Genomic DNA, 20,729 nt, shown 5'->3' with positions numbered 1-20,729 from the left:
GCTTGTAATCCTCGTTGAGCGAAGAAATTACGGACCTTGTTGAGTACAGTCTCGGCATCATCTTCGGGTTTGAGTATAATTACCATGTCCTCCGCATAACGAACAGACTGGTCAATCTCCTATATCCCGTTGAGAGCAATGTTGGCTAGCAGGGGACTCACTACCCCACCTTGAGGAGTTCCTTGTTCGGGAAACTCCGGACTTACTCCAGCTTTAAGGCATCTCAAGATACCTAGCCTTATGCTCTGAGGAGCAATAAGCTCGTTCATTAGGCAGAGTGGTTAATCCTGTCAAAGCATTTGGGATTCGACCGTCCCTAAACCCAAACTGTGTTTTTATTCGTTCCCTCAACAGATTGTTTTGTCCTTTTAGGAGGAGCCAATTCAACACACTGGATTCCCTAGACTCTTGCCACTAACGATTTAAAATTGTGGCGGGAATGAACTTCTGAGTTTTGATTCGCGCCCTAACCCACCAGATAAGTGTTTTTCACCAAATATACATTTGGCCTCAAGGAGTCGGGAGAGCCATTATCACATGGCAGCGGAAACTGAAGAATAAGGGGAATGCCATTATGGCAAGTTAAATGTGGAACAGCTTAGCAGATTTTACCAATCAATCAGGTAGCTGACCGAAGTGCAGAAATACATTCATAATGCACATCAAACCCAAAGACAGATGCAGCTCAGTTACTCTCCTAGTATTGTTTCGGAACTATTGTGGCTCAACTATGGACGTAAACGCACAGCAGAACCTCCAACCCACACCGCCCTTTGACGAGAAGAACGCTGAAACTCCAGATATTGGTGGTGGTTTGCCCGTCATTCAATATTGGGCAGAGCATACGCTGTCGCCAGAAGGACCAAAACTTTGGCAAACGTTGCTCCATAAAAGCGCTTGCCCGTCTTGTTCTTGGGGAACTGGAGGACAGAAAGGCGGTTTCACAAACGAAGACGGGGAAAAACTCCAGCGCTGTATGAAGAGCGTAGAGGCGATTTCTGCCGAAATCAAGCCGGCCGTTCCCGCCTCTGTTTTTGAGCAGCAGAGCGTCGAGCAACTGCAACAGCTCACCTCAATGGAAGCCGATCGCTTAGGACGCTTAAGTTTCCCCATGATTGTGCGCAAAGGCTCGTCTCATTATGAGCGCATTTCCTGGGACGAGATCTATCAAATTGCTGAAGCTGCCTTTCGCAAACCGCCAGAACGAGTGGCATCTTACAGTTCGGGTCGGGCATCGAACGAAGCCGCCTATGTATTGCAGTTGATGATCCGATCGCTAGGTTCTAATAATCTGGCCGACTGCTCCGATCTGTGCCATGCTCCCTCAACTACCGGGTTAAACCAAATGTTTGGCACCCGCACCTCAGTGGTGAGCCTGGAAAACTTGCAGAAAGCCGACTGCGTGGTGCTGGCTGGCGGCAATCCGTCTTATAACCAACCCCGCTTCATGAACGAACTGATCAAACTGCGCGATCGCGGCGGTAAGGTAATTGTGATCAATCCGATCATGGAGATTGGGTTGGTCAAATTTGGTTCTCCTGCTTTTCCGATTAAGTCTTTGTTCACCGGCTCTGATATTGCTTCGCTGTATCTTCAACCGATTCCCGGCAGCGATACTGCTCTGTTTGTCGGCATTCAAAAGGCTTTGATTGAACAGAACTTCGTCCAAACTGATTATTTACAAGCCCACACCGAGGGCTGGGAACTAGTAATTGAACACGCCCAATCGACCGATTGGCAAACCATTACTACAACCTGTGGCGTTTCTCAAACCGAGATTGAAGCTACCGCAACCATTATCGGCACCTCTAAAAGGGTGGTTTTTGGTTGGGGAATGGGAATTACACAGCACAAGAACAGCGTAGATAACGTTTATGCCATTGCCAACACAGCTCTGCTCACGGGCAATGTGGGCAAAGAAGGGGCAGGCGTGATGCCGATTCGAGGACACTCGAATGTGCAGGGCTTTGGATCAATGGGCGTCACGGTTAAACTCAAGCAAGAAATTCAGCAAGCCTTAGAAGCGCTATTAGGACGACCACTCAGCCGAGTGCAGGGGTATCACACCCGCCACCTGATTGAAGCAGCAGATGCCGGGAAGGTCGATACGCTGATTTGTGTCGGGGGCAATTTGTATGGAGCAAATCCTGACTCAACACAAGCCAAACGCGCCTTGGGCAATATCGAAACGATCATTTATCTGGCAACCAAACCGAACCTGGGACATTTTCACGGATTGGCAAAGCACAACACGATCGTGATTCCGGTGCTGAATCGATTTGAGCAGCCCTATAAAATCACAACTGAGTCGGGCAACAATTTTGTGCGCTTGAGCGATGAAGGTAAAACTCATCTGAAAAACGCGGATTTGATTCCAGAGGTAGCGTTTTTGACGGAACTGGCTCACCGACTGCACGGCGACGCTCCTGTCAACTGGCGGCAACTGCAAAACCCAAGGTATATACGCCAACTGATTGCTCAGACTATTCCAGGCTTTGAGAAGATGGCGACAATCGATGAAACCAAAGAGGAGTTTACGATTGGTGGGCGAATCTTAACAAAGCCTAACTTCCCCACACCGTCCGGTAAAGCCTCGATGTTTGTTACGCCTCTGCCCAAACTCATGCTGCCAGAGCTTAAAGACTTCGGGATATCTGAGGAGACTCAGGGTGTAGTTGTAGCACTGATCACGGCACGCAGCTATTCCCAGCACAACACGGTTGTCTACAAAATCGGTGACCAGTATCGCGGTATGCCTCACCGCAACTGTATCTTAATGAACCGTGCTGATGCGGAAAGTGGGGGGTTGCGAGAACATCAAAGGGTCACTGTTCAAGCCGATGCGGGCAAGCTGGAGAACGTTGAGGTGATCTATGGTGCGGTGCGTCAGGGGGCAGCATTAATGTTTTATCCTGAAGTCAACGCGATTTTCAAGGCGCGGACTGAGACGCGATCGGGTACGCCAGCTTACAAACGAGTGTCGGCTTTGGTGTATGCAGAGTCTAACGAATACTGATTTACCAGCTGCTGTTACTGTACTTCACAAACCTGCAATCTGCTGTAACGAACAGCTTAGATCATGTCTGGTTGAATACCCATTGTTAGGACAGACAAGGGGACGCAGAGAAATTTTTATTAGGGCAATTAGCTGGACATGATATTAGTCGTAGAGACGTTCCGCCGGAACATCTCTACAAAGTGACAACGGGTTGCCTCAACTTGACTGTAAAGCCGCTCGTGCCTCCTTAGCGACTTCCTGGTTTTCATCCTTCGTCAAGGTTTCCAGTGTAGAGTGTGCATCTACACCGCCCAGCCTACTCAGTGCCTGTGCGACCCGAAAGCGAATCTGCCAATCTGAATCCGTTGCGAAGGGAATCAAAAGCGGTACAGCACGTACATCGCCTAACTCTCCCAAGGAACTAATCGCCGCCGTTTGTACAAGCGTCGTCTCAGAGTTAAGTGCTTCCTGCAATAACTCAAAAGAGCGTGGATCGCCCATTTCACCTAATGCAGCAATAATGCTGAACTGCACCAACCACTCAGAAGTCTGGTGATAAAGCTGCTGAATATCTTCATAGGCTTCTGTCAGCTTGAGTGCTCCCAAAGCATCAGCGGCTGCGGCTTGAACATCTGGTTCTTGATCATTGAGTAAGCGATCGCGCAATATCGTTAACGTGGTTTGTAAATCCTGACTCCCCAACGTATCCAGCTGACTCACCGCCGCATATCGGACACGAGTATTGGCATCAGTCACTACCGGTTGAATTAGCTCAAACGCTACAGCAGGTTCCAGCTGACGTAACTGGTTGACCCCACTTATACGCTGACCAAAGTCCTCAGAACTTAGCAGCTCTTGAACAGACTCACGAGTAACGCTCATTGGTATTTGTTTGTTATTGATAAATTAGTGATTGAACAGGGCAGCAGTCATGACTGGGTTGAAGCCCAACTTAACTGCTGCCCTTTTCATGCATTAAACCAGGAATCCTGTACCAAGTGTGAGGAGTGCCGAGTATCTACTTATTCATTAAACTCAGCAGCCATCGCCCGCATAATATCCCCAGGCGTGAGGATACCAATCACCTGCGCTTGCTCATCAGTCACCGTCAACCGTCGTATTGACTTTTCCTGCATCAGCTTCGCCGCTTTCCGCAAGGGTTGATCGGACTTGACAGTAACGGGATTCGTGCTCATCACTTCCCCAACCGTCTGCCCCAGCGCCTTGTGAAGTTCTTGCTCGTGACGAGCTGGATTTTCTAAAAAAATCACGCTATCCAGAAACATGATGTAGAGTGGAGGCTCAACACCCGTCTCCTGCCACAACAAATCTGTTTCAGAAATGACGCCCACCAAACTGCCTGCGTCATCCACCACCGGCAAACCACTGATGCGTTGTTCTGCAAGAATTTTGATTGCCTCTTTGATCGGCGTTTGCGGTTTAACCGTGATGGGGTCACGGCTCATGACATCGGCAACGGTTTTGGCCATACTCAGGCTGTTCGCTCTTTAAATAAGTCACACCTATCCATTGTAAAGAATTGCGGGTAGCATCGAGCTTCTTCTTTCCTCAGCGACTCTGGCGTAAGACACAACCCTCTATGATTTTTCACTACACCGATGCTTTTATCACCCTAGCGGCGGCTGATGCTGAGACTCTGGTTCAGTTTTATAGCCAACTGCTTGCTCAAGAACCCAAACCATACATTCCGAATGTCTATGCTGAGTTTCAGTTGACTGGGTTACGGTTGGGAATCTTTCAGCCGAAATCGAACCACTTGCAAGAATTTGAAAATTCTACCCAAAGTGGCATGAGCTTGTGTTTAGAAGTGGATGGCTTGGAAGATGCGATCGCTCATTTAACAAGCATGGGATACCCGCCTCCCGGAGAAATTACCACAGCTTCTCACGGTCGAGAAATTTACGCTTACGACCCAGTCGGTAATCGTTTAATTCTGCACCAGTCTATTTGCTGACAACTGATGACAGTCTCATTTATAGAATGCGTAATTCCTCGCTAGGTAAACAAAGCTAGAAACGCTATAGGCCAGTAACAGCAGCGTTGATGCTAGTACCATAGGCTTACGAGATGAAGGCATCATTAGCTCGCGTACCCACATTGATATGGCTGAGCCAATGACAAAGCTTGAGCTGAGTACTAGGTAAGGCCATTCCGGTGAGAAAAACCACTTCATGCCTAAACCTAGCGCAAATGACATCATCAAATACTCAACAAACCCAGGTGGATCGTACTGGATGGAAAAAATTAAAGAGCGCCACCACCAGTTCCAATATCTCATTGCTAATTAACAGTAGTTGTTAGATGTTAGTTACCCTATGTTTGCTCAAAACCAACACAGTTTGCCAAGGCTAGAGCTACTGGTTACAATAATTCAGCATCGCAGGTTTGGCTAGCCCTAGATGATGAAGATGTATCGTTCTCACTGAGCAGGAGCTGATTATGGGTTTGTAAATAACTCAAGGCTTCCTGCGTTTCCACCTGAGGAAATTGCTGATAAAAACGGCTAACGCTCAAGAATTGCTTGGGTGTCTCTAAAACAACAACGTGATCGCACCACTCTGGCAACCAATTCATCAGTCCAGCAGGCGCTACCGGCGCACAAATCCAAATCTGTGTCGGCTGTTTCGCTCTCAAGGCTTGTGTTGCCGCTGCTATCGTCATTCCTGTGGCAATTCCATCATCAATCAAAAGCGCCAAAGCACCTTGGGGATTTACGGAAGGACAACCCATAGAGAACTGCTTTAGCTGAGCTTGGGCTTTTTCCTGAGCTTGACGTAGAGCTGTTTGCAACAAGCGCTCATTTCGTTTGGTTATTCGCTTTTGCCGTAACCAAAGAACATGCCCTTCTGAGGTTACCGCACCAATGGCTAATTCTGGATTCTGGGGCATGGTAATTTTTTTAGCCACTACAATATCCAAAGGACAGTTCAGTTTACGTGCTACGGCGGCCCCTACGGGAAGACCGCCGCGAGGGAGTGCATACACAATGGGTGCAGCTGAAACGCCAGCTTCCCGAAGCTGGTTGATTTGAGTAAGAAGCGACCCCGCCAGCTGTTCTCCGGCATCGGCGCGATCGCTAAACAGCGGGGCAGACGACATGGTTTCCTCCGGCACTTATACCATTTTGGATTGTGGCTTGTGAATGCGAGGATTTTAGACCCTCGCCAGTTGCTTTTTTGTAAAATTAAACTCTAGAAGAAATAAAGCAAAACGGTATTCAAAGCACAGCTTGCTTGCCCCCATGATGACTGATTTAGCTTAAGCTGCCCTGCACTCAAGGGGTGATTCTTTACAAAAAATATTGCATTTTCATCATCATTCTGTTGCGGTCGTGAATTCCCTTTAGAATTTAGAAGGCTTCTTGCTCTCCTAAAAACTGTGTGCTTCTGCCCTGATACAACGCCTTGAGATTCATGTCCAGCGAAGAACAATTGAGCTTATTTGACGAGTCAGTATTTAATGAGTCAACGCCCGCTGACTCTCAATTCGAGCTAATCCCGACTAATGCCAAAATTCCGGTTCCTCCCGGCACCTACGACTCAATGGTGCCTTTGGCACAACATTGCAATGCTTGCCATCGATGTGACTTAGGATCCACCCGTACCCACGCTGTTGTTGGGCGAGGCAACCCTCAAGCGCCCATCATGATTATCGGAGAAGGACCGGGTCAAAACGAAGATGAAACTGGTTTGCCATTTGTCGGCAAAGCAGGGCATTTATTAGAGAAAATTCTAGAGTCTGTGAAGCTCGACAGTGAGCAGGATGTATATATTTGTAATGTCGTAAAATGCCGACCACCGGGTAACCGAGTTCCTACTCCGGATGAAATCGCAGCTTGTAAGCCTTATCTATTGGAACAAATTCGTTTAGTAGACCCAAAGATTATTTTGCTGACGGGTGCTACAGCCGTAAAAGGCTTAATTGGTGAAAAGCGCGGCATCACTAAAATTCGTGGCACTTGGATTGAGTGGGAAGGGCGTTTGTGTATGCCTATTCTCCATCCGGCTTACCTGCTGCGCAATCCTTCACGGGAGAAGGGAGCGCCAAAGTGGCTAATGTGGCAAGATATCCAGGTGGTACGTGCCAAATTGGATGAAATTCGCTTCTAGGGACTTGCAATACAAAAAATTACTCATTACTCAAGCTGCCAAGTCGGAGTTAGCTGCACGCCTTGGATAATTTATTTGGGGGAATACACGAATTTTGTAGGGACACGACATGTCGTGCCCCTAATCGGTGGTATTCAGGCATGATACCCAATCCGAGTTAAATAGCTCCTTTGAGTGGAGCTGTCTATTAAAGTCGAACCTGTGATAAATCCTGACGAGGATTGTGGCTGCGGTTGGCGCGGATTTTTTCATAGTAATCTCGCTCGATGGGTGTAAGGTCTTTCGGCGGTACAATCACAATCCTCACCAGTTGGTCACTACGTCCACCTTTGGGACGGGGCCATCCTTTCCCACGTAACCGCAAGGATTGACCCGAACGGATACCCGCAGGAACATTCACCTTCACTGTTCCATCGGGTGTTGGTACCTCAATGGACGCCCCCAACACGGCTTCATCTGGCGTCACAGGTACTTCGCAAATCAGATTATCTCCATCGAACTGGAAGAATGAGTGCGGTTTGAGTTCTACATCCAGGTACAAATCTCCGCGTTGCTGGTTATAGGAATTTACCTGACCTTTGCCTCGAACCCGAATGCGACTTCCAGGTTTGGCACCGGCGGGAATCCGAACATCAATGACTTCATGACCCAAGTTCAGACGCTTCTGCACACCTTGGAACGCCTCAGACCAGCTCAGAGCAATGCTTGCTTCGCGATCGCCACCCGCTCCGGTCGTGTTATTTTCAAAGCCTGAGTAGTCGCTAAAGTTACTAAAATCGTTAAACCCAGTAGAACCACCGCTATTCGTGCGATAGGTGTAAGTCCGACGGGTATTGCCTCCTGGAGCGGTGCCAAAGCGACCTAGCAACTCATTGATAAACTCGTCAAAACTGCCATACTGACTAAAGTCAAAGCTACTGACATCACTGCCGACTCCACCACCAGGCCATCCTTGTCCCGCTTGCTTCCAATACTGACCAAATTGATCGTATTTCTTGCGTTTGTCTGTGTCAGATAAGACCTCGTAAGCTTCGCTGACTTCTTTAAATCGAGCCTCTGCTTGTTTATCACCAGGGTTCATGTCCGGATGGTACTTCCGGGCTAGCCGTCGAAAGGACTTTTTTATTTCATCCGCACTAGCAGTTTTATTGATTCCGAGGATGGCGTAATAGTCTTTGAAATCGGTCGCAGCCATGAAGGGTTTCTCCTTTACTCTTACTCTTAAGTATTTAGTCTAAGTTTTCTCTTATGCTGACTCTAAGGACGCCGCAACCGTTTCCACATCCAAGCGTTGATTTCTAACTACACCTCCGTCTTGACCCCCTTAATCTCTCCTCGTCCAGGAGTAGGCAACTTCTCTCCCTATGAATCAGGGGTGGAATAGGGTGAGGTGAAACGTCTTGGCCTAACAGCTGAGCTTGACAGATAGATACTGGTTCCTGTTTTAAGTTAAGGCTTTTGTCTTTTCCGATCGCCATTGAGCGAAAGTGATACTCAGCAATAGTTTTTAGCCTTAGCAAGCGGGTTACTTCCTACACTAAGTCAGCCAATAGTCAGGAAAATATAATCTATTTACCTCAAAGCTAGGGTAACAAAGCCGCCAAGCGGGTTGAGTTCGGTTCTTTCTCATCCAAGCGATCGCAATTTCCACACCTTGCCGATAACTAACTAATCCGTGCTTTCAGCGTTATGTTGAACTGAGTTGATATGAGTTTGACAGAACTCCAATGCTACAGAAAAATCACTCGTTTGCTGAGGATAGTCAACGGTAGGACGAGCAATGACGATGATCGGGATACCTAACTCAGCGGCAACGGTTCGCTTCATCTCTTCTCCTCCAGCCGTACCAGACGCCTTTGTTACCACCCGTGAAATCTCCCAGTGACGCCAAAGTGCCTTTTCCAACTCAGCGCTCACGGGAGGACGAAGGGCAATAATCCGATCTGAAGTAAATCCAGCCGCTAGAGCAGCTTCAAGAGACGTAACACTCGGTAAAATCCGGGCAAATAGCGTTGACCTATCTTGCCAGCTGCAAAATAGTTGTAAGGCTTTATAACCCACGGTGAGCATGACTCGCTGCTTTAGGAGGTAGTCTCCTGCTAAAAGCGCCTCAAAGCTTTCTAGGCAGATTACCTGTAAATTGTCGTCTGGAGCATTAACAGCTGGGCGTTCAAAACGCAGGTACGGGATTTTCCGCTGAGTCGCCGCCCTTGTTGCCATTTTTGATACTTCCACCGCATAAGGATGGGAGGCATCGAGAATGGCAGTAATCTGTTGTTCTTGCAAAAATTGCTCTAGCTCATTGACCTTCAGATGCCCCACTTGAAGCCTGAGCATCGGGGTTTTAGGATAAAGAGCCTCAGCAGCAGATGTTGTCACAGTGACGGTACAGGGCAGAGTAAGAGAGGCGATCGCACGAGCTAAAGCCACACTCTCACTCGTACCGCCAATGAGCCACAAGCGCTTACCCAAAGGGAACCGCCTCAAGGAGCGATCGCTACTATCTAGCAAGTTCGTGCCAGGAGCAACAAACTACAGAGCATCCTTATCCCTTAAGAGATTTAGTAAAGTTTCTGCGATAAGACTTATTGGCAATAATTAAAGCTGGCCACAACAGTGACAACGTAATGCGATTGGGTAAACTGCGGCTGTAGTTTGTTCGTTCAAATCCTTTCCAGAACTTCCAGACGCCGTACCCGTAAATACCCAGCAAAATCAAAACTGATAATTGAATCATGCAATCAACCCCTATAACAACTGACTAAGGTTCACCGCGTCTAAGCTTTTCGACCTTCAAATTTCGCCTCCTTTCCAAGCTACCCTGCTGCAAGCGATTTCTATTGATTAACCCAGTGGAGGGAGCTACAGCTACCCACCAGAAATATCAAAGTAGCATTGATTCAGTTCTAGTCTATCTAGGCGAGAGTTGTGGCGTCACGCTTATCTCCCAAGTGCTGATAAACAGTATCCGTAGCTACAATTTTCTACCCAATTTGAGCAGCACTCCACCTTCCAGCCTTCAGATCAAGACAAGTATTGCTCACAGATGTATGGCTGATGAGACATCTATTATTTAGATACATTCACATGTATCATTAATTTGTCAAGAGTAAATATCACCATTTTATGTAGAATTGTATCTTGTGGGGGGGTACCCTAATTCCCAAGATATAGGAGACTATTAAAAATAGGTAACAAAACTTAAATCTCACGATATTACACCGTGAAGCGCCCAAATTAGGAGGACTTATGCGAGCAGTGCTGATGGCTGGCGGTTCAGGAACACGTCTAAGGCCGCTGACATGCGATCTTCCCAAGCCGATGGTCCCGATCCTAAATCGACCCATCGCTGAACACATTATCAACCTGCTCAAGCGACATCACATAACAGAGGTTGTAGCAACGCTGCACTATCTACCCGATGTCATGCGAGACTACTTCCAAGACGGCAGTGATTTTGGAGTACAAATGACCTACGCCGTTGAAGAAGACCAGCCTCTAGGTACGGCAGGTTGTGTCAAAAACATTGCCGAATTACTCGATGACACGTTTTTAGTCATCAGTGGTGACAGTATCACCGACTTCGATCTGAGCGCTGCGATTGAATTTCATAAGCGCAATAAATCAAAAGCCACTCTAGTTCTGACCCGCGTTCCCAATCCCGTTGAGTTTGGGGTCGTGATCACAGACGAACAAATGCGAATTCGGCGGTTTTTAGAAAAACCTTCCACAAGCGAAATTTTTTCGGATACCGTCAATACTGGGACATACATTCTAGAACCTTCTGTTCTAGATTATCTGCCGATTAATGAGGAATGTGACTTTTCAAAAGATCTGTTTCCCTTGCTCCTAGCTAAAGGTGAGCCCATGTACGGCTACATCGCAGAAGGCTACTGGTGCGATGTCGGTCACCTAGATGCCTACCGCGAAGCGCAGTATGACGGCCTATACCAAAAGGTAGACCTAGACTTTGCTTACCAAGAACGGAAACCAGGATTGTGGATTGGTCAGAACACATACATTGACCCAACTGCCAAGATTGAAACTCCAGCACTCATCGGTAGTAACTGCCGCATTGGTCCACGAGTGACGATCGAAGCTGGAACAGTGATTGGCGATAATGTGACCGTTGGCGCAGATGCTGACCTGAAGCGTCCCATTCTTTGGAATGGCGCGATCATTGGCGACGAAGCTCATCTACGCGCCTGTGTGATTTGCCGAGGCACGAGGGTAGACCGTCGCGCTCACGTATTGGAAGGTGCCGTAGTTGGACCCCTTTCCACGATCGGTGAAGAAGCGCTAGTCAGCCCAGGTGTGCGTGTCTGGCCTTGTAAGCGGATTGAATCGGGGGCAACTTTGAATATTAATTTGATTTGGGGGCAAACGGCTCAACGGAATCTGTTCGGTCAGCGCGGTGTTCAAGGATTGGCGAATATTGACATTACTCCGGAATTTGCCGTTAAGTTGGGAGCCGCTTATGGCTCGACCTTAAAACCGGGTTCCCAAGTCGCGATATCTCGCGATCAACGCAGTATCTCCCGCATGGTTTCGCGGGCTTTAATTGCTGGCTTGATGTCGGTGGGAGTCCATGTTCAGAATTTGGAACACACAGCCATTCCGATCGCTCGCTTAGTGATACCCACCCTTTCCGTGGTCGGAGGAATTCACGTTCGAGTTCACCCAGACCGCCCGGATTACATTCTCATCGAGATTTTCAATGCCCAGGGAATCAATATCTCGAAGGGGCAAGAGAAGAAAATCGAGGGGGCTTATTTCAAAGAAGACTTGCGGCGATCGCAAATTCATGAAATCGGCAATGTGGGCTACCCCAGTCAAGTAAACGATCTCTATAGTACTGGGTTTACCCGGCATCTGAACATTGAAGCGATTCGCAACAGTGGTTCCAAGGTTGTGATTGACTACGGTTACTCGGTTTCGGGGGCGGTACTTCCGCAATTGCTAGGAAAATTTGGTTGTGATGCGGTCGTTCTCAATGCCAGTTTGAACCAAATGGGACTCTCGACCCACGAACGGGAGGGATTGCTCGCGCAGTTGGGTCACGTTGTCGAAGCACTGAGAGCGAATTTTGGCGCACAGGTGTCGGCGAATGGAGAACAGCTGATTTTGGTGGATGAATCGGGAATCCCGATTCGGGGCGAGATGTTAACCGCACTGATGGTCAACGTCATGCTCACCGCCAATCCCAGAGGCACAGTGGTGGTACCCGTACAGGCATCAAGTGCCGTTGAACAAATTGCTCGACGCCATGATGGCAAAGTGATTCGCACCAAAGCGAATCCAACCGCGTTGATGGAGGCATCTCAAACCAATCCCAATGTCGTGTTGGGCGGTAGCGGAGAAATGGGCTTCATTTTCCCACATCTCCATCCCGGCTTTGATGCGATGTTCTGTATGGCTAAGTTAATTGAGATGCTAACCATACAGGAGCGATCGCTCGGTCAGATTCGTACCGATCTCCCCCGTGTTTGTCACAAGACCTATACAGTTCGCTGCCCTTGGACGGTGAAAGGTGCCCTCATGCGCCATCTTGTAGAAACTCATCCCAACGAGAACTTAGAACTAGTTGATGGTGTAAAAATTGTCGATTACCAAACAGACAGTTGGGTGTTGATTTTGCCAGATGCTGGCGAACCTCTGGTACACATCTTTGCCAACAGCGATGACCGAGATTGGGTCGATGAAAGCTTGCGCAAGTATCGTAACTACGTCCAAGACTTTGTTGAACAGCACGAGCAGGGTTTTGTAGAACCTCCCAAAGTGGAAGCGATGACATCATAGAACTGCCGCTTTTGAGAGTATCCTGTTGCCGTAATGGGGGCAGGATGCTTGACTAAGCCTTCAACCCAGCTCCCAACTAAATTAACGGCTTTGGTACGCTTGTTCTATTATGGATGAGGAGGACGCTGAAAAATTTCACGGACTCCTTTATCTTTTTTTTTACCTGCTACTCGTAAAGTAGAGGAGAGCCTGTCCGCCGCCTGCAACTGATCGCCCAATAGCAAGCGCGACTCGGAAACTAAGGCAAGGCTTCTCGCCTAGCAGGTCGATCACCAAAAGCGCCAAGGAGGATTTCATAATGAATAGCTGCATCTTGATGGCACAGATCATTCAAGATCCAGAACTTCGTTACACGGCTGATAACCAAACTCCCATTGCCCAGATGCTAGTGGAGTTTCCCAGCCAACGAGCTGAAGACCCACCGACCCGCTTAAGAGTAGTGGGTTGGGGGAATTTGGCTAATTCCATTAAAGAAAACTATTCAGCCGGCGATCGCGTGCTGATTGAAGGTCGTTTAGGTATGAATACCATTGAGCGACCGGAAGGGTTTAAGGAAAAGCGAGCGGAATTAACCGCTGCTCGCATTTACAAACTAGGGGCTGATACTCTATTTGAACCCCATGTCGCCGTACCAGCTACAACAAATGACGCTCCAGCATCGGTTTCTTCTCCAAAGTCTAATAATGTGGTTGTACCCTTAAGGTCGCCTCGGCAATCAGCACCCATGTCTAATACCAGCGAACTAGATAGAGACTACGCCTCTTCAGCGACTGATCAATCTTATGAAACTCCGAGCATTCGCACCACAACCACTACAGCTCCAGATAGTCAACAAGATTTAGATGATATTCCCTTCTAGCCAAATTACGGTGAAACAAGCCAGGGTGTGTTTGCTAAGTCTAAATCTAGCGTTATCACCCATTAAATTCTCTCAAGAGTAGCACCCAATTAAGTGTCGCTCTTGAGTTGGCAAACAGACCCTGGTTAGCTCTGCTATAGGGCTAGGCTTTTCTCAGAGTAAGTCAAGTCGGAAGTCACTAAACTTGTGCAATAACCAGGGAAGATGGCACAGCGATCATCTAATAGAGCCTCGTCTTCAAAAATGGCTCCCACAAAACCCAATCTGAGACAAGTTTCATCGCGATTGTGGTACTGCATGTCGGGATGTTCGGCATCGTATTCTACCCTCCAAACCTCTTGACCTAATTCCTCTTCTAGTTCCCAGTCACGAACAGGTGTTTCTATCAGCCAATTAATTTCTGCTAAATCAAACATTGGGATTTGGTTACAGTAAAAAATTTCGATACCCATACTCAACCTTCCTGTATAAATAGATGCAACCCATTAGTCATCATCAAGTCTCCTCCCCATGAAAGGTGCTTTAATTCCAAGTTGCAGTCAAAGACGTAATGTAAGAAATTTTCACTCCCTACTCCCTACTCCCCACTCCCTTTATCAAGGTTACGGATTAGAACGCAACTTGGTATAATTTGTTGTCTCGCTTTTAGCCTAGCGCCGTTGAAAAAAGTAATTCCTTAACTTTTTCTTTATATTATCGCAAAAATTATCTACAATCTTCTCTTCGGTACTGTTAAAACTCAGGTCTTGCATCGTTGTCAACAGAAATTTTGGATGTAGGTTAATACCAAATCCGTTTTACTGATTTGAAATTTTTGGATTTTGAAGAACTAGAAAAATTGAAATCGATAGTTAGGGTTGTTTGACGCTAATTGATATCGTAGAGCCTGACTTCTATTGTGTAATCAGACTCAGTAATTCCCTCATTCTTATTTACATATACCTCAAAAGTGTAGTCTCCAGGTCCGAGGAGAACATTGTTCAATCTTGTAATTCCCTCTGTCATCGGTTCTTGATTGGGTTGATACAACGTCATCAAAACTCTCCCTTCCTTTACAAGAGCGTTCATTCGCTGCCCTGATTGGACTTCAATATAGTGGCGGATGGGTTGTTTGACTACTCTCCCCTGTAGAGTTACAATTCTGGAATTTGTCGGTGTCTGTAGCGGTGGCAGCGTCACTATCAGTTTTTCTGGTATGTCTACCAGTATGGATAGCGGTGTCAATTCTGGAAAGACTGGCTTCTCTCGCAAAACTAGTGTAAATAATAGAATTAACCCCGCACCGATAGCCACTATAGACTTCTCCAAAGGAGAAGCTGAAACTATTTGTTTACCTAGGATTAAAATTAGTTCCTGGAGAAATCGAAGAATCGATGGGTTATTAATAATATCTCCCGATCCGTTAGGTGGTGTTGGAGGTCGAGGCTGAGAGCCTTTAGGGTCTTTTGGTGGCGTGGGTGGCGTGGGTGGATCAGAAATTAAACCCTGCAATGAACGCAGAGCTTGGAGAAGTTCTGTCGCTGATTGATAACGACAAGAGGGGATAGGATCGATCATCCGATTTAAAACCGTAGCAAACAAACGGCTGACGGATGGAACATCCTCTTGCCAACCTCTACTCCTGAGAAATTTATCGAAGAAATCCTGCGGTTTGCGTCCAGTCATTAACACAATAACTGTTATGCCTAAAGCGTAGAGGTCACTGTTGGGAGAAACCTCACCTTTTAGAAGTTGTTCCTCAGGAGCATAGCCCACTTTACCGACAATTGTTTCTGGAGGAATATCCTCAGGTGATTTCGACGAAAATACCATGTGCTTAACTGTGCCAAAATCAATCAGCACTGGCATTTGATCGCTCTGCCGACAAATAAGATTTTCGGGTGAAATATCTCGATGAATAATTCCTTCATTCTTTTTAGGGGAAATGTTATGAATATAGTTTAGAACGGGTAATATTTGGAACAAAAATTGCACCATTTCCTTTTCGGAAAAAGTCTGCCCTTTCTTGTGACGCTCATTGAGCAGTGTGCGATAGGTCTTACCCGCAATGTAGTCTTGCATTAAAAATAAACGCTCATTTTCTTTAAAAAAGGCTCTAAATTGGGGAATTTGGGGATGCTGAATTTGATACAAAGTTTTAGCTTCCCGGTTGAACAGTTCCTGAGACTTATCTAAAACATAAATTCCCGTATGCTTTGGAGTGTATTCTTTCAAAACACACAATTCGTTGAAGCGTGCTTGGTCTTCAACTAAATATGTGCGACCAAATCCCCCTTGACCTAAAACTTGAAGCAAGCAGTATCGATTTTGTAGGATAGTGCCTGGTAAAAGTGGTAGTTGCATGTTAGAGTCAAACCCTTTCAGATAATACCAACGAGTCAACCCTCATCAAAGTTGAAAGGGTTGAAACTAAGCTTTCGTAAGTACACTTGAGGAGTCACTGTACAACAGCTATTTTTACTTGTATAGGCTGAGTAGAGTGAATATGATGATACCATCACGATTGACAGTAGTATATCAATGTGGCTGCGGCTGAATGATAGGCGATCGCATTAGCCAAGCCCTCTTTAAGCATCGGGTTAACGTCTTATTTTGAAAAATTAGTTATTAAAACTTAGCAGTCAGAACATTTTTGGGGTTTCAGTCGTGACTCTAAAAACCTCGTCGCAATTCCACATAAAGCGGCAAATGATCTGAACCAATATTGGCACCTGTAGCACGGCTAACCGTTTTAATCGACTGACTATGCAAACAATGATCGATCGCAATCATTAGGGGTGAGGGTAAAGCGGCGTGCCATGTTGGTTGCAAGCCAAACCCGCGCAGCGAATTACGCAGATTACTATCTTGTAAGAACTTCTCGTACCGACCTGACCACGGGGTACTATTAAAGTCACCCATAACAACAACTTCCCGCTTCTCCTGTCTCTGCTGACGGAGGCTCCACTCTGCTGCTGCATCAAACTCCACCTGTTGAAATGCTGAAGAGTCTCGATTACGGGGGCGGGCTATACTCAAGCCGAGGATTACCACTTCTCTACTGTCCCATCGCAGCGTAGTTTCGATCAGGGGGGCTCCTGAGTTAGGCGGCAATTCTAAAATTTGCGTCGCTACTATCTCAACTGACTTGGATGGGGTAGTGGGTACAAGCATGGCTACACCCGTGGAATTCTCTCGTGGTAAAGACGTAGCCACTTGGTATCGTGAGAGATTGGATTGCAGCGTACTCAGCCATCTGGATGTGACCTCTTGCAATAGAACTACATCGACGTTTTGTGATTCTATATACTGTATAGCTGGACTTGTATCCTGATTGTGATGATCGAGGTTAACGAGCAGAAGACGCAACGTACTGCCAGGGATGAGGTTAGCGGGTTGTAAGTAAGAGCTTTGAGCAGATGGGAGAAAGAGGGGAACGATCAGTGCCAGGTTGAGCAATAAGGGCAAACACCAAGCAAAGCTCCATGCTTGACGCGAAATGCCACCAACCACGATCGCAACTATCAGGATTAAACAGTATTGGGGTCTGGGGTGCTCAAAAAGCTGGAAAACCCACCACAGACTCCCGGCAAAACCGACAACGGTAGCGATTGTGGCACCCCCTGCGGCAAGATGCACTAAAAATTTAGCTAAACTGACCGCTTGGTTTAACGTCACTTTTGATTGAGACATCTATCTGGGGGCGGATTGACTAATTCGATGGGTCAGTCCAAGTTAACACAGGGCAATCGTGGGATTGGTTTTGAGAGTAGCGAAGCGATCGCTGATTTACAGTCGTTTGTAGTCAGGGCTGAATCCCCGGCTTTATATAAATTAGAAGGGATTGGGGCACGATCTTATCGTGCCCCTAAAAAAACCTGTGTTCAATCGGACTAACAATTTCGTGGCTCCCCCTCACCCGCTCACGTTTAATGCAACCCCCCGACATACTGATTTTGCTGAATGTACTGAAGGATGCCATTTGCGATCGCTTGTGCCATTTGATCCTCGTAATTGGCTGTTGAGAGTCTCGGTGCATCTTCCACACCCGTAACAAAACCCACTTCTACTAAAACGGCTGGCATCGGATTATTTCTAAGCACGTAAAATCTTGCTCTTCGTACCCCGCGATCTTTAATATCAAGGCTTTGCAATATGCTGTTGTGGATGGTTTGAGCAAGACGATTGCCGCTATCAAAATAGTAAGTTTCCAAGCCATTGACATCTGGGCGGTTATCGATGGAATTGGCATGGATACTGACAAACAAGTCAGCATGATCCTGTTTCGCCATTTGCACTCGTGGAGCCAAATCTACAAAATAATCACTGGTTCGCGTCAGAATAGCGTGGATACCCTGTCGCTCCAAAATCGCTGCTACCCGTTGTGAGATCGGCAGAATAATATCTTTCTCTTGTAGTCCACCAATCCCAACCGCTCCAGAGTCTTTCCCACCATGCCCCGGATCGATCATCACCACCAAGCGCCCCTTCGGAACTTGGGGGTAGCTCACGGATGGATTACTTTTCGCAGGCGCAGGTACAGGAATCTCTAGGGATGGAGAGACTGAATTGGGCAACTGGGCCACCCGTTCCGGCATGGGTAATTGCACGATCCATTGATTAGAGGCAATGCCTCGGAATTGCACACGTTGGGGGTTGAGGGTATAACCAGGATTTAATTCAACGACTAAGCGTGTCGTATTGTCATCAACCTGTCCCACTCGTACCGAGCGAATAGCTCCCCCTACTAGCTGATCGACGGTTGAGCGTTCCAGCATAATACCCGGCAAATCAATGACCAAACGCGTGGGGTTGCCAATTAGCAGTGCCTTGGGTTGAACTCCCTCGTCTGTCATAAACATCAGTCGGTTCTGATTCGCTTCAAAACGCCAATTTAATAGTTGACGTGCATAAGCAGGAGAGGAGAGCAGAAAAAATCCCAAAAAACTGGGTAATAGCCAGTGAAGTTTCACAATTAGAGTGCCTCAGAGCAGTGTGTGTTAAGGAACCGGTCAACCAATGCAATAATTTTGGATTGCCGAATTAGGATTTTCCCACATAACTAAGAGGTGGGAAGAGCGGGTTGCCGGTCATGGAATTGCCGATTTGTACCAGAATTCCATAATGACGATTTGCAATTGTTCTACGACTGAAGCATTTGGGCTGGAATTGATGTCCAATCATCCAAAACCTAAAATCCTTGGCTGTGCGATTGCCTTGTCCGTAGAAAGTGCCCTTGTCAGGTCAAGCACCCAGTATTGTTTTTCTTCAATATAAACGTAGCCGAATCTGGTAGAATAAAAGGTTCGTTCTACTCAGTTTCAAGAGCAGCACATAAATCCTTCCCACTCAGGGTAACCAGTGCGGGTGGAAGCCCGGTACAGGTATTTCTTGATGTGGCACAGGGCTGTTACTGGATGCCGATGTGCTGTTGACCAGAGGCAGTAAAAAGAGACGACTGGTCGCGATCGCAGACCCGACATCCGTAGTCAAATCCTCTTGTGAGGGTAGCGTTTCCTTTTTGACGACCCGATCAATCAGCAGTGCCAAACCGTCGGGTGATAAACTCATTTCAATCTCCGACTGATTGGGCAGTACTAACAACGGCTTGACTTTAAACGTCTGAAGCTCAATTCCTAAAATCGATAATTGTTGAGAGGATTCGTTCCCCTGTACCAGCTGAGTCATTAAACAGTATAGGTTTTTTGCACTGGCGTCAAACTGACAGTTGAGCCATTCGCCGTTAGTCTTCAGGAGTTCTTTCTGAACTCCCTGGTTCGTGACCAAAAATAGTGATTGTGTATAATCGCTATTTAATTTGACCATCGCCGCTCGGATGCCATCACTGGAGAAACTGAGTACCTTGTCAAACTTTGGGAGAAAATCCAGGGGCTTCGCCTGTGACGTTAGTGATAATATAGCGACGCCCTCGCCTTGGGTATTGGCGATCGCAGCGCTGTCCGGCGTAATCAAAAAATCTCCTCCTGGCTGTTTGAGCAGGAGTTGCCAAGGCGCATCGGGTCGCAGTACCCAGAGTCCAGAATCTTCGATGTGATGCCGATTCACTCGAAAAGCTACAATAACTTGCCCATCAGAGGACAAGTCAAACTTCATATTTTGGTAGTCCAAATTGTCTAAAATCAGCTTGATGCTACCCGCTTTTTGGGTCGATTGGGGTTGGGTTGCAGACATCCCAGACAACCCGGTGGTGACGGTATACAGCTGTTGTTCAAACAAACCGGGGCCATAATTCGACCAGTCGCTAGCGGCAAATAAAATGCGATCGCCAGTTGGGTAGGGCTTAAAATCTGTGACGACCCAGTTTTTGGGGGTAAGAAGCGTTTTTTGGTGATGGGTGAGGTTGTAGAGAATTAACCGTCCCTTCTCGTCTCCCTCGACACCCAAGTAGGCAAAAACGCGATCGCGAGTGCGAAATTCACCGACAAATGGCTGCATCGGATTCCCCGCTTTCCCCATACTCTGCCGCGCCTTCTGTAATTCGACTTTATAGGTTGCGCCATAGGGAGCGGGGTTCGTTAGAGTATAGACCAACCGCCGCCCAGCCCAGCTGCCTTTACCGGGTAGGGGTGGCTCAATATGCAAGTTGGCTTCCACGCTGGCATGATCCATCGGGCGCGAAAAGGTGAGGACGAAGAAGGTATCCGCCGCCCCAACTTGTTTGTTTTGCCAACTAAACTCTCGCACATAAGGTCGAGTGCGATCGCCACCCCCCAACACTAAGCCAATCAACAAACTCAGCACTAACATAAGGGTGATTGCAGTGCGATCAATTGGCTCCAAGAATTTCGAGGGTTGAGTTGGGCTGGACACTCTCACACTTCAGTACACAGTCAACTGACTATGCTACATCAAACGCTTCACGCGCTTTGGGCATTAGTAATTGATGGCTTTATAGCCGTTTGCTCAGACCTTGTGATATCACTGGGATAAATGATGACGGCTT

At 47.2% G+C, this 20,729-nt stretch carries 18 protein-coding genes and 1 pseudogene; 6 read left to right on the top strand and 13 right to left on the bottom strand.

Going from position 1 to position 20,729, the window contains the following annotated elements:
- Positions 1-301 (bottom strand): annotated as a pseudogene (locus V6C93_RS38105) (reverse transcriptase domain-containing protein); the annotation flags it as partial.
- 429 nt (positions 302-730) lie between these two features.
- On the opposite strand from V6C93_RS38105, the gene V6C93_RS06055 reads away from it, so the two are divergent.
- Entirely contained in the window at positions 731-3,016 is a 2,286-nt protein-coding gene (locus V6C93_RS06055; RefSeq protein WP_333475755.1) for an FdhF/YdeP family oxidoreductase, read from the top strand.
- Positions 3,017-3,214: 198 nt separating this feature from the next.
- Here V6C93_RS06055 and nblB read toward each other — a convergent pair whose 3' ends face one another.
- Together nblB and V6C93_RS06045 are read right to left on the bottom strand one after the other, a co-directional pair.
- On the bottom strand, positions 3,215-3,880 hold the full coding sequence (gene nblB / locus V6C93_RS06050) for a phycobilisome degradation protein NblB (RefSeq protein ID WP_333475754.1): 666 nt from the start codon (positions 3,878-3,880) through the stop codon (positions 3,215-3,217).
- Positions 3,881-4,020: 140 nt separating this feature from the next.
- A complete protein-coding gene (locus V6C93_RS06045) occupies positions 4,021-4,488 on the bottom strand; it encodes a CBS domain-containing protein (protein ID WP_333475753.1) in 468 nt (155 codons plus the stop codon).
- Positions 4,489-4,598: 110 nt separating this feature from the next.
- On the opposite strand from V6C93_RS06045, the gene V6C93_RS06040 reads away from it, so the two are divergent.
- Positions 4,599-4,973: a VOC family protein gene (locus tag V6C93_RS06040; RefSeq protein WP_349262625.1), complete on the top strand. Its 375-nt coding sequence runs from the start codon at positions 4,599-4,601 to the stop codon at positions 4,971-4,973.
- Positions 4,974-4,988: 15 nt separating this feature from the next.
- Here the strand turns inward: V6C93_RS06040 and V6C93_RS06035 are convergent, their stop codons facing one another.
- On the bottom strand, positions 4,989-5,297 hold the full coding sequence (locus V6C93_RS06035; protein WP_333475751.1) for a hypothetical protein: 309 nt from the start codon (positions 5,295-5,297) through the stop codon (positions 4,989-4,991).
- An 83-nt stretch (positions 5,298-5,380) separates the two neighbouring features.
- Positions 5,381-6,118, bottom strand: coding sequence for a phosphoribosyltransferase (locus V6C93_RS06030; protein ID WP_333475750.1), 738 nt, complete (start codon positions 6,116-6,118; stop codon positions 5,381-5,383).
- A gap of 314 nt (positions 6,119-6,432) precedes the next feature.
- On the opposite strand from V6C93_RS06030, the gene V6C93_RS06025 reads away from it, so the two are divergent.
- Positions 6,433-7,128: a uracil-DNA glycosylase gene (locus V6C93_RS06025; RefSeq protein WP_333475749.1), complete on the top strand. Its 696-nt coding sequence runs from the start codon at positions 6,433-6,435 to the stop codon at positions 7,126-7,128.
- A 187-nt stretch (positions 7,129-7,315) separates the two neighbouring features.
- Here the strand turns inward: V6C93_RS06025 and V6C93_RS06020 are convergent, their stop codons facing one another.
- The 3 genes from V6C93_RS06020 to V6C93_RS06010 form a co-directional block, all read right to left on the bottom strand.
- Positions 7,316-8,323 carry a DnaJ C-terminal domain-containing protein gene (locus V6C93_RS06020; RefSeq protein WP_333475748.1) on the bottom strand — a complete coding sequence of 336 codons (1,008 nt, stop codon included), beginning with the start codon at positions 8,321-8,323 and terminating at the stop codon, positions 7,316-7,318.
- Positions 8,324-8,796: 473 nt separating this feature from the next.
- On the bottom strand, positions 8,797-9,639 hold the full coding sequence (locus V6C93_RS06015; RefSeq protein ID WP_333475747.1) for a cobalt-precorrin-6A reductase: 843 nt from the start codon (positions 9,637-9,639) through the stop codon (positions 8,797-8,799).
- 34 nt (positions 9,640-9,673) lie between these two features.
- Entirely contained in the window at positions 9,674-9,865 is a 192-nt protein-coding gene (locus V6C93_RS06010; protein ID WP_333475746.1) for a hypothetical protein, read from the bottom strand.
- A 512-nt stretch (positions 9,866-10,377) separates the two neighbouring features.
- On the opposite strand from V6C93_RS06010, the gene V6C93_RS06005 reads away from it, so the two are divergent.
- Both V6C93_RS06005 and V6C93_RS06000 read left to right on the top strand, forming a co-directional pair.
- Complete coding sequence (locus tag V6C93_RS06005; RefSeq protein WP_333475745.1) at positions 10,378-12,927, top strand: mannose-1-phosphate guanyltransferase; 2,550 nt, start codon at positions 10,378-10,380, stop codon at positions 12,925-12,927.
- A gap of 298 nt (positions 12,928-13,225) precedes the next feature.
- Positions 13,226-13,786 (top strand): single-stranded DNA-binding protein, encoded by a 561-nt coding sequence (locus V6C93_RS06000; protein WP_333475744.1) that lies wholly within the window; start codon positions 13,226-13,228, stop codon positions 13,784-13,786.
- A 134-nt stretch (positions 13,787-13,920) separates the two neighbouring features.
- Here V6C93_RS06000 and V6C93_RS05995 read toward each other — a convergent pair whose 3' ends face one another.
- The 3 genes from V6C93_RS05995 to V6C93_RS05985 form a co-directional block, all read right to left on the bottom strand.
- Positions 13,921-14,238 carry a hypothetical protein gene (locus V6C93_RS05995; protein ID WP_333475743.1) on the bottom strand — a complete coding sequence of 106 codons (318 nt, stop codon included), beginning with the start codon at positions 14,236-14,238 and terminating at the stop codon, positions 13,921-13,923.
- 415 nt (positions 14,239-14,653) lie between these two features.
- A complete protein-coding gene (locus V6C93_RS05990; protein ID WP_333475741.1) occupies positions 14,654-16,129 on the bottom strand; it encodes a serine/threonine-protein kinase in 1,476 nt (491 codons plus the stop codon).
- 309 nt (positions 16,130-16,438) lie between these two features.
- Positions 16,439-17,458 (bottom strand): endonuclease/exonuclease/phosphatase family protein, encoded by a 1,020-nt coding sequence (locus V6C93_RS05985; RefSeq protein WP_333475740.1) that lies wholly within the window; start codon positions 17,456-17,458, stop codon positions 16,439-16,441.
- 27 nt (positions 17,459-17,485) lie between these two features.
- On the opposite strand from V6C93_RS05985, the gene V6C93_RS05980 reads away from it, so the two are divergent.
- Complete coding sequence (locus tag V6C93_RS05980; RefSeq protein WP_333475739.1) at positions 17,486-17,662, top strand: hypothetical protein; 177 nt, start codon at positions 17,486-17,488, stop codon at positions 17,660-17,662.
- A 32-nt stretch (positions 17,663-17,694) separates the two neighbouring features.
- Here V6C93_RS05980 and V6C93_RS05975 read toward each other — a convergent pair whose 3' ends face one another.
- Complete coding sequence (locus V6C93_RS05975; protein ID WP_333475738.1) at positions 17,695-18,738, bottom strand: N-acetylmuramoyl-L-alanine amidase; 1,044 nt, start codon at positions 18,736-18,738, stop codon at positions 17,695-17,697.
- Between the two features lie 376 nt (positions 18,739-19,114).
- Positions 19,115-20,533 carry an Ig-like domain-containing protein gene (locus V6C93_RS05970; protein WP_349262624.1) on the bottom strand — a complete coding sequence of 473 codons (1,419 nt, stop codon included), beginning with the start codon at positions 20,531-20,533 and terminating at the stop codon, positions 19,115-19,117.
- Positions 20,534-20,729 lie beyond the last annotated feature (196 nt).

The sequence above is a fragment of the Allocoleopsis sp. genome (genome assembly GCF_036703385.1).
In the GTDB taxonomy this organism is placed as follows: Bacteria; Cyanobacteriota; Cyanobacteriia; order Cyanobacteriales; family Coleofasciculaceae; genus Allocoleopsis.
Note: the sequence above shows the minus strand (reverse complement) of the source record. Positions and strands in the feature narration are given on the sequence as shown.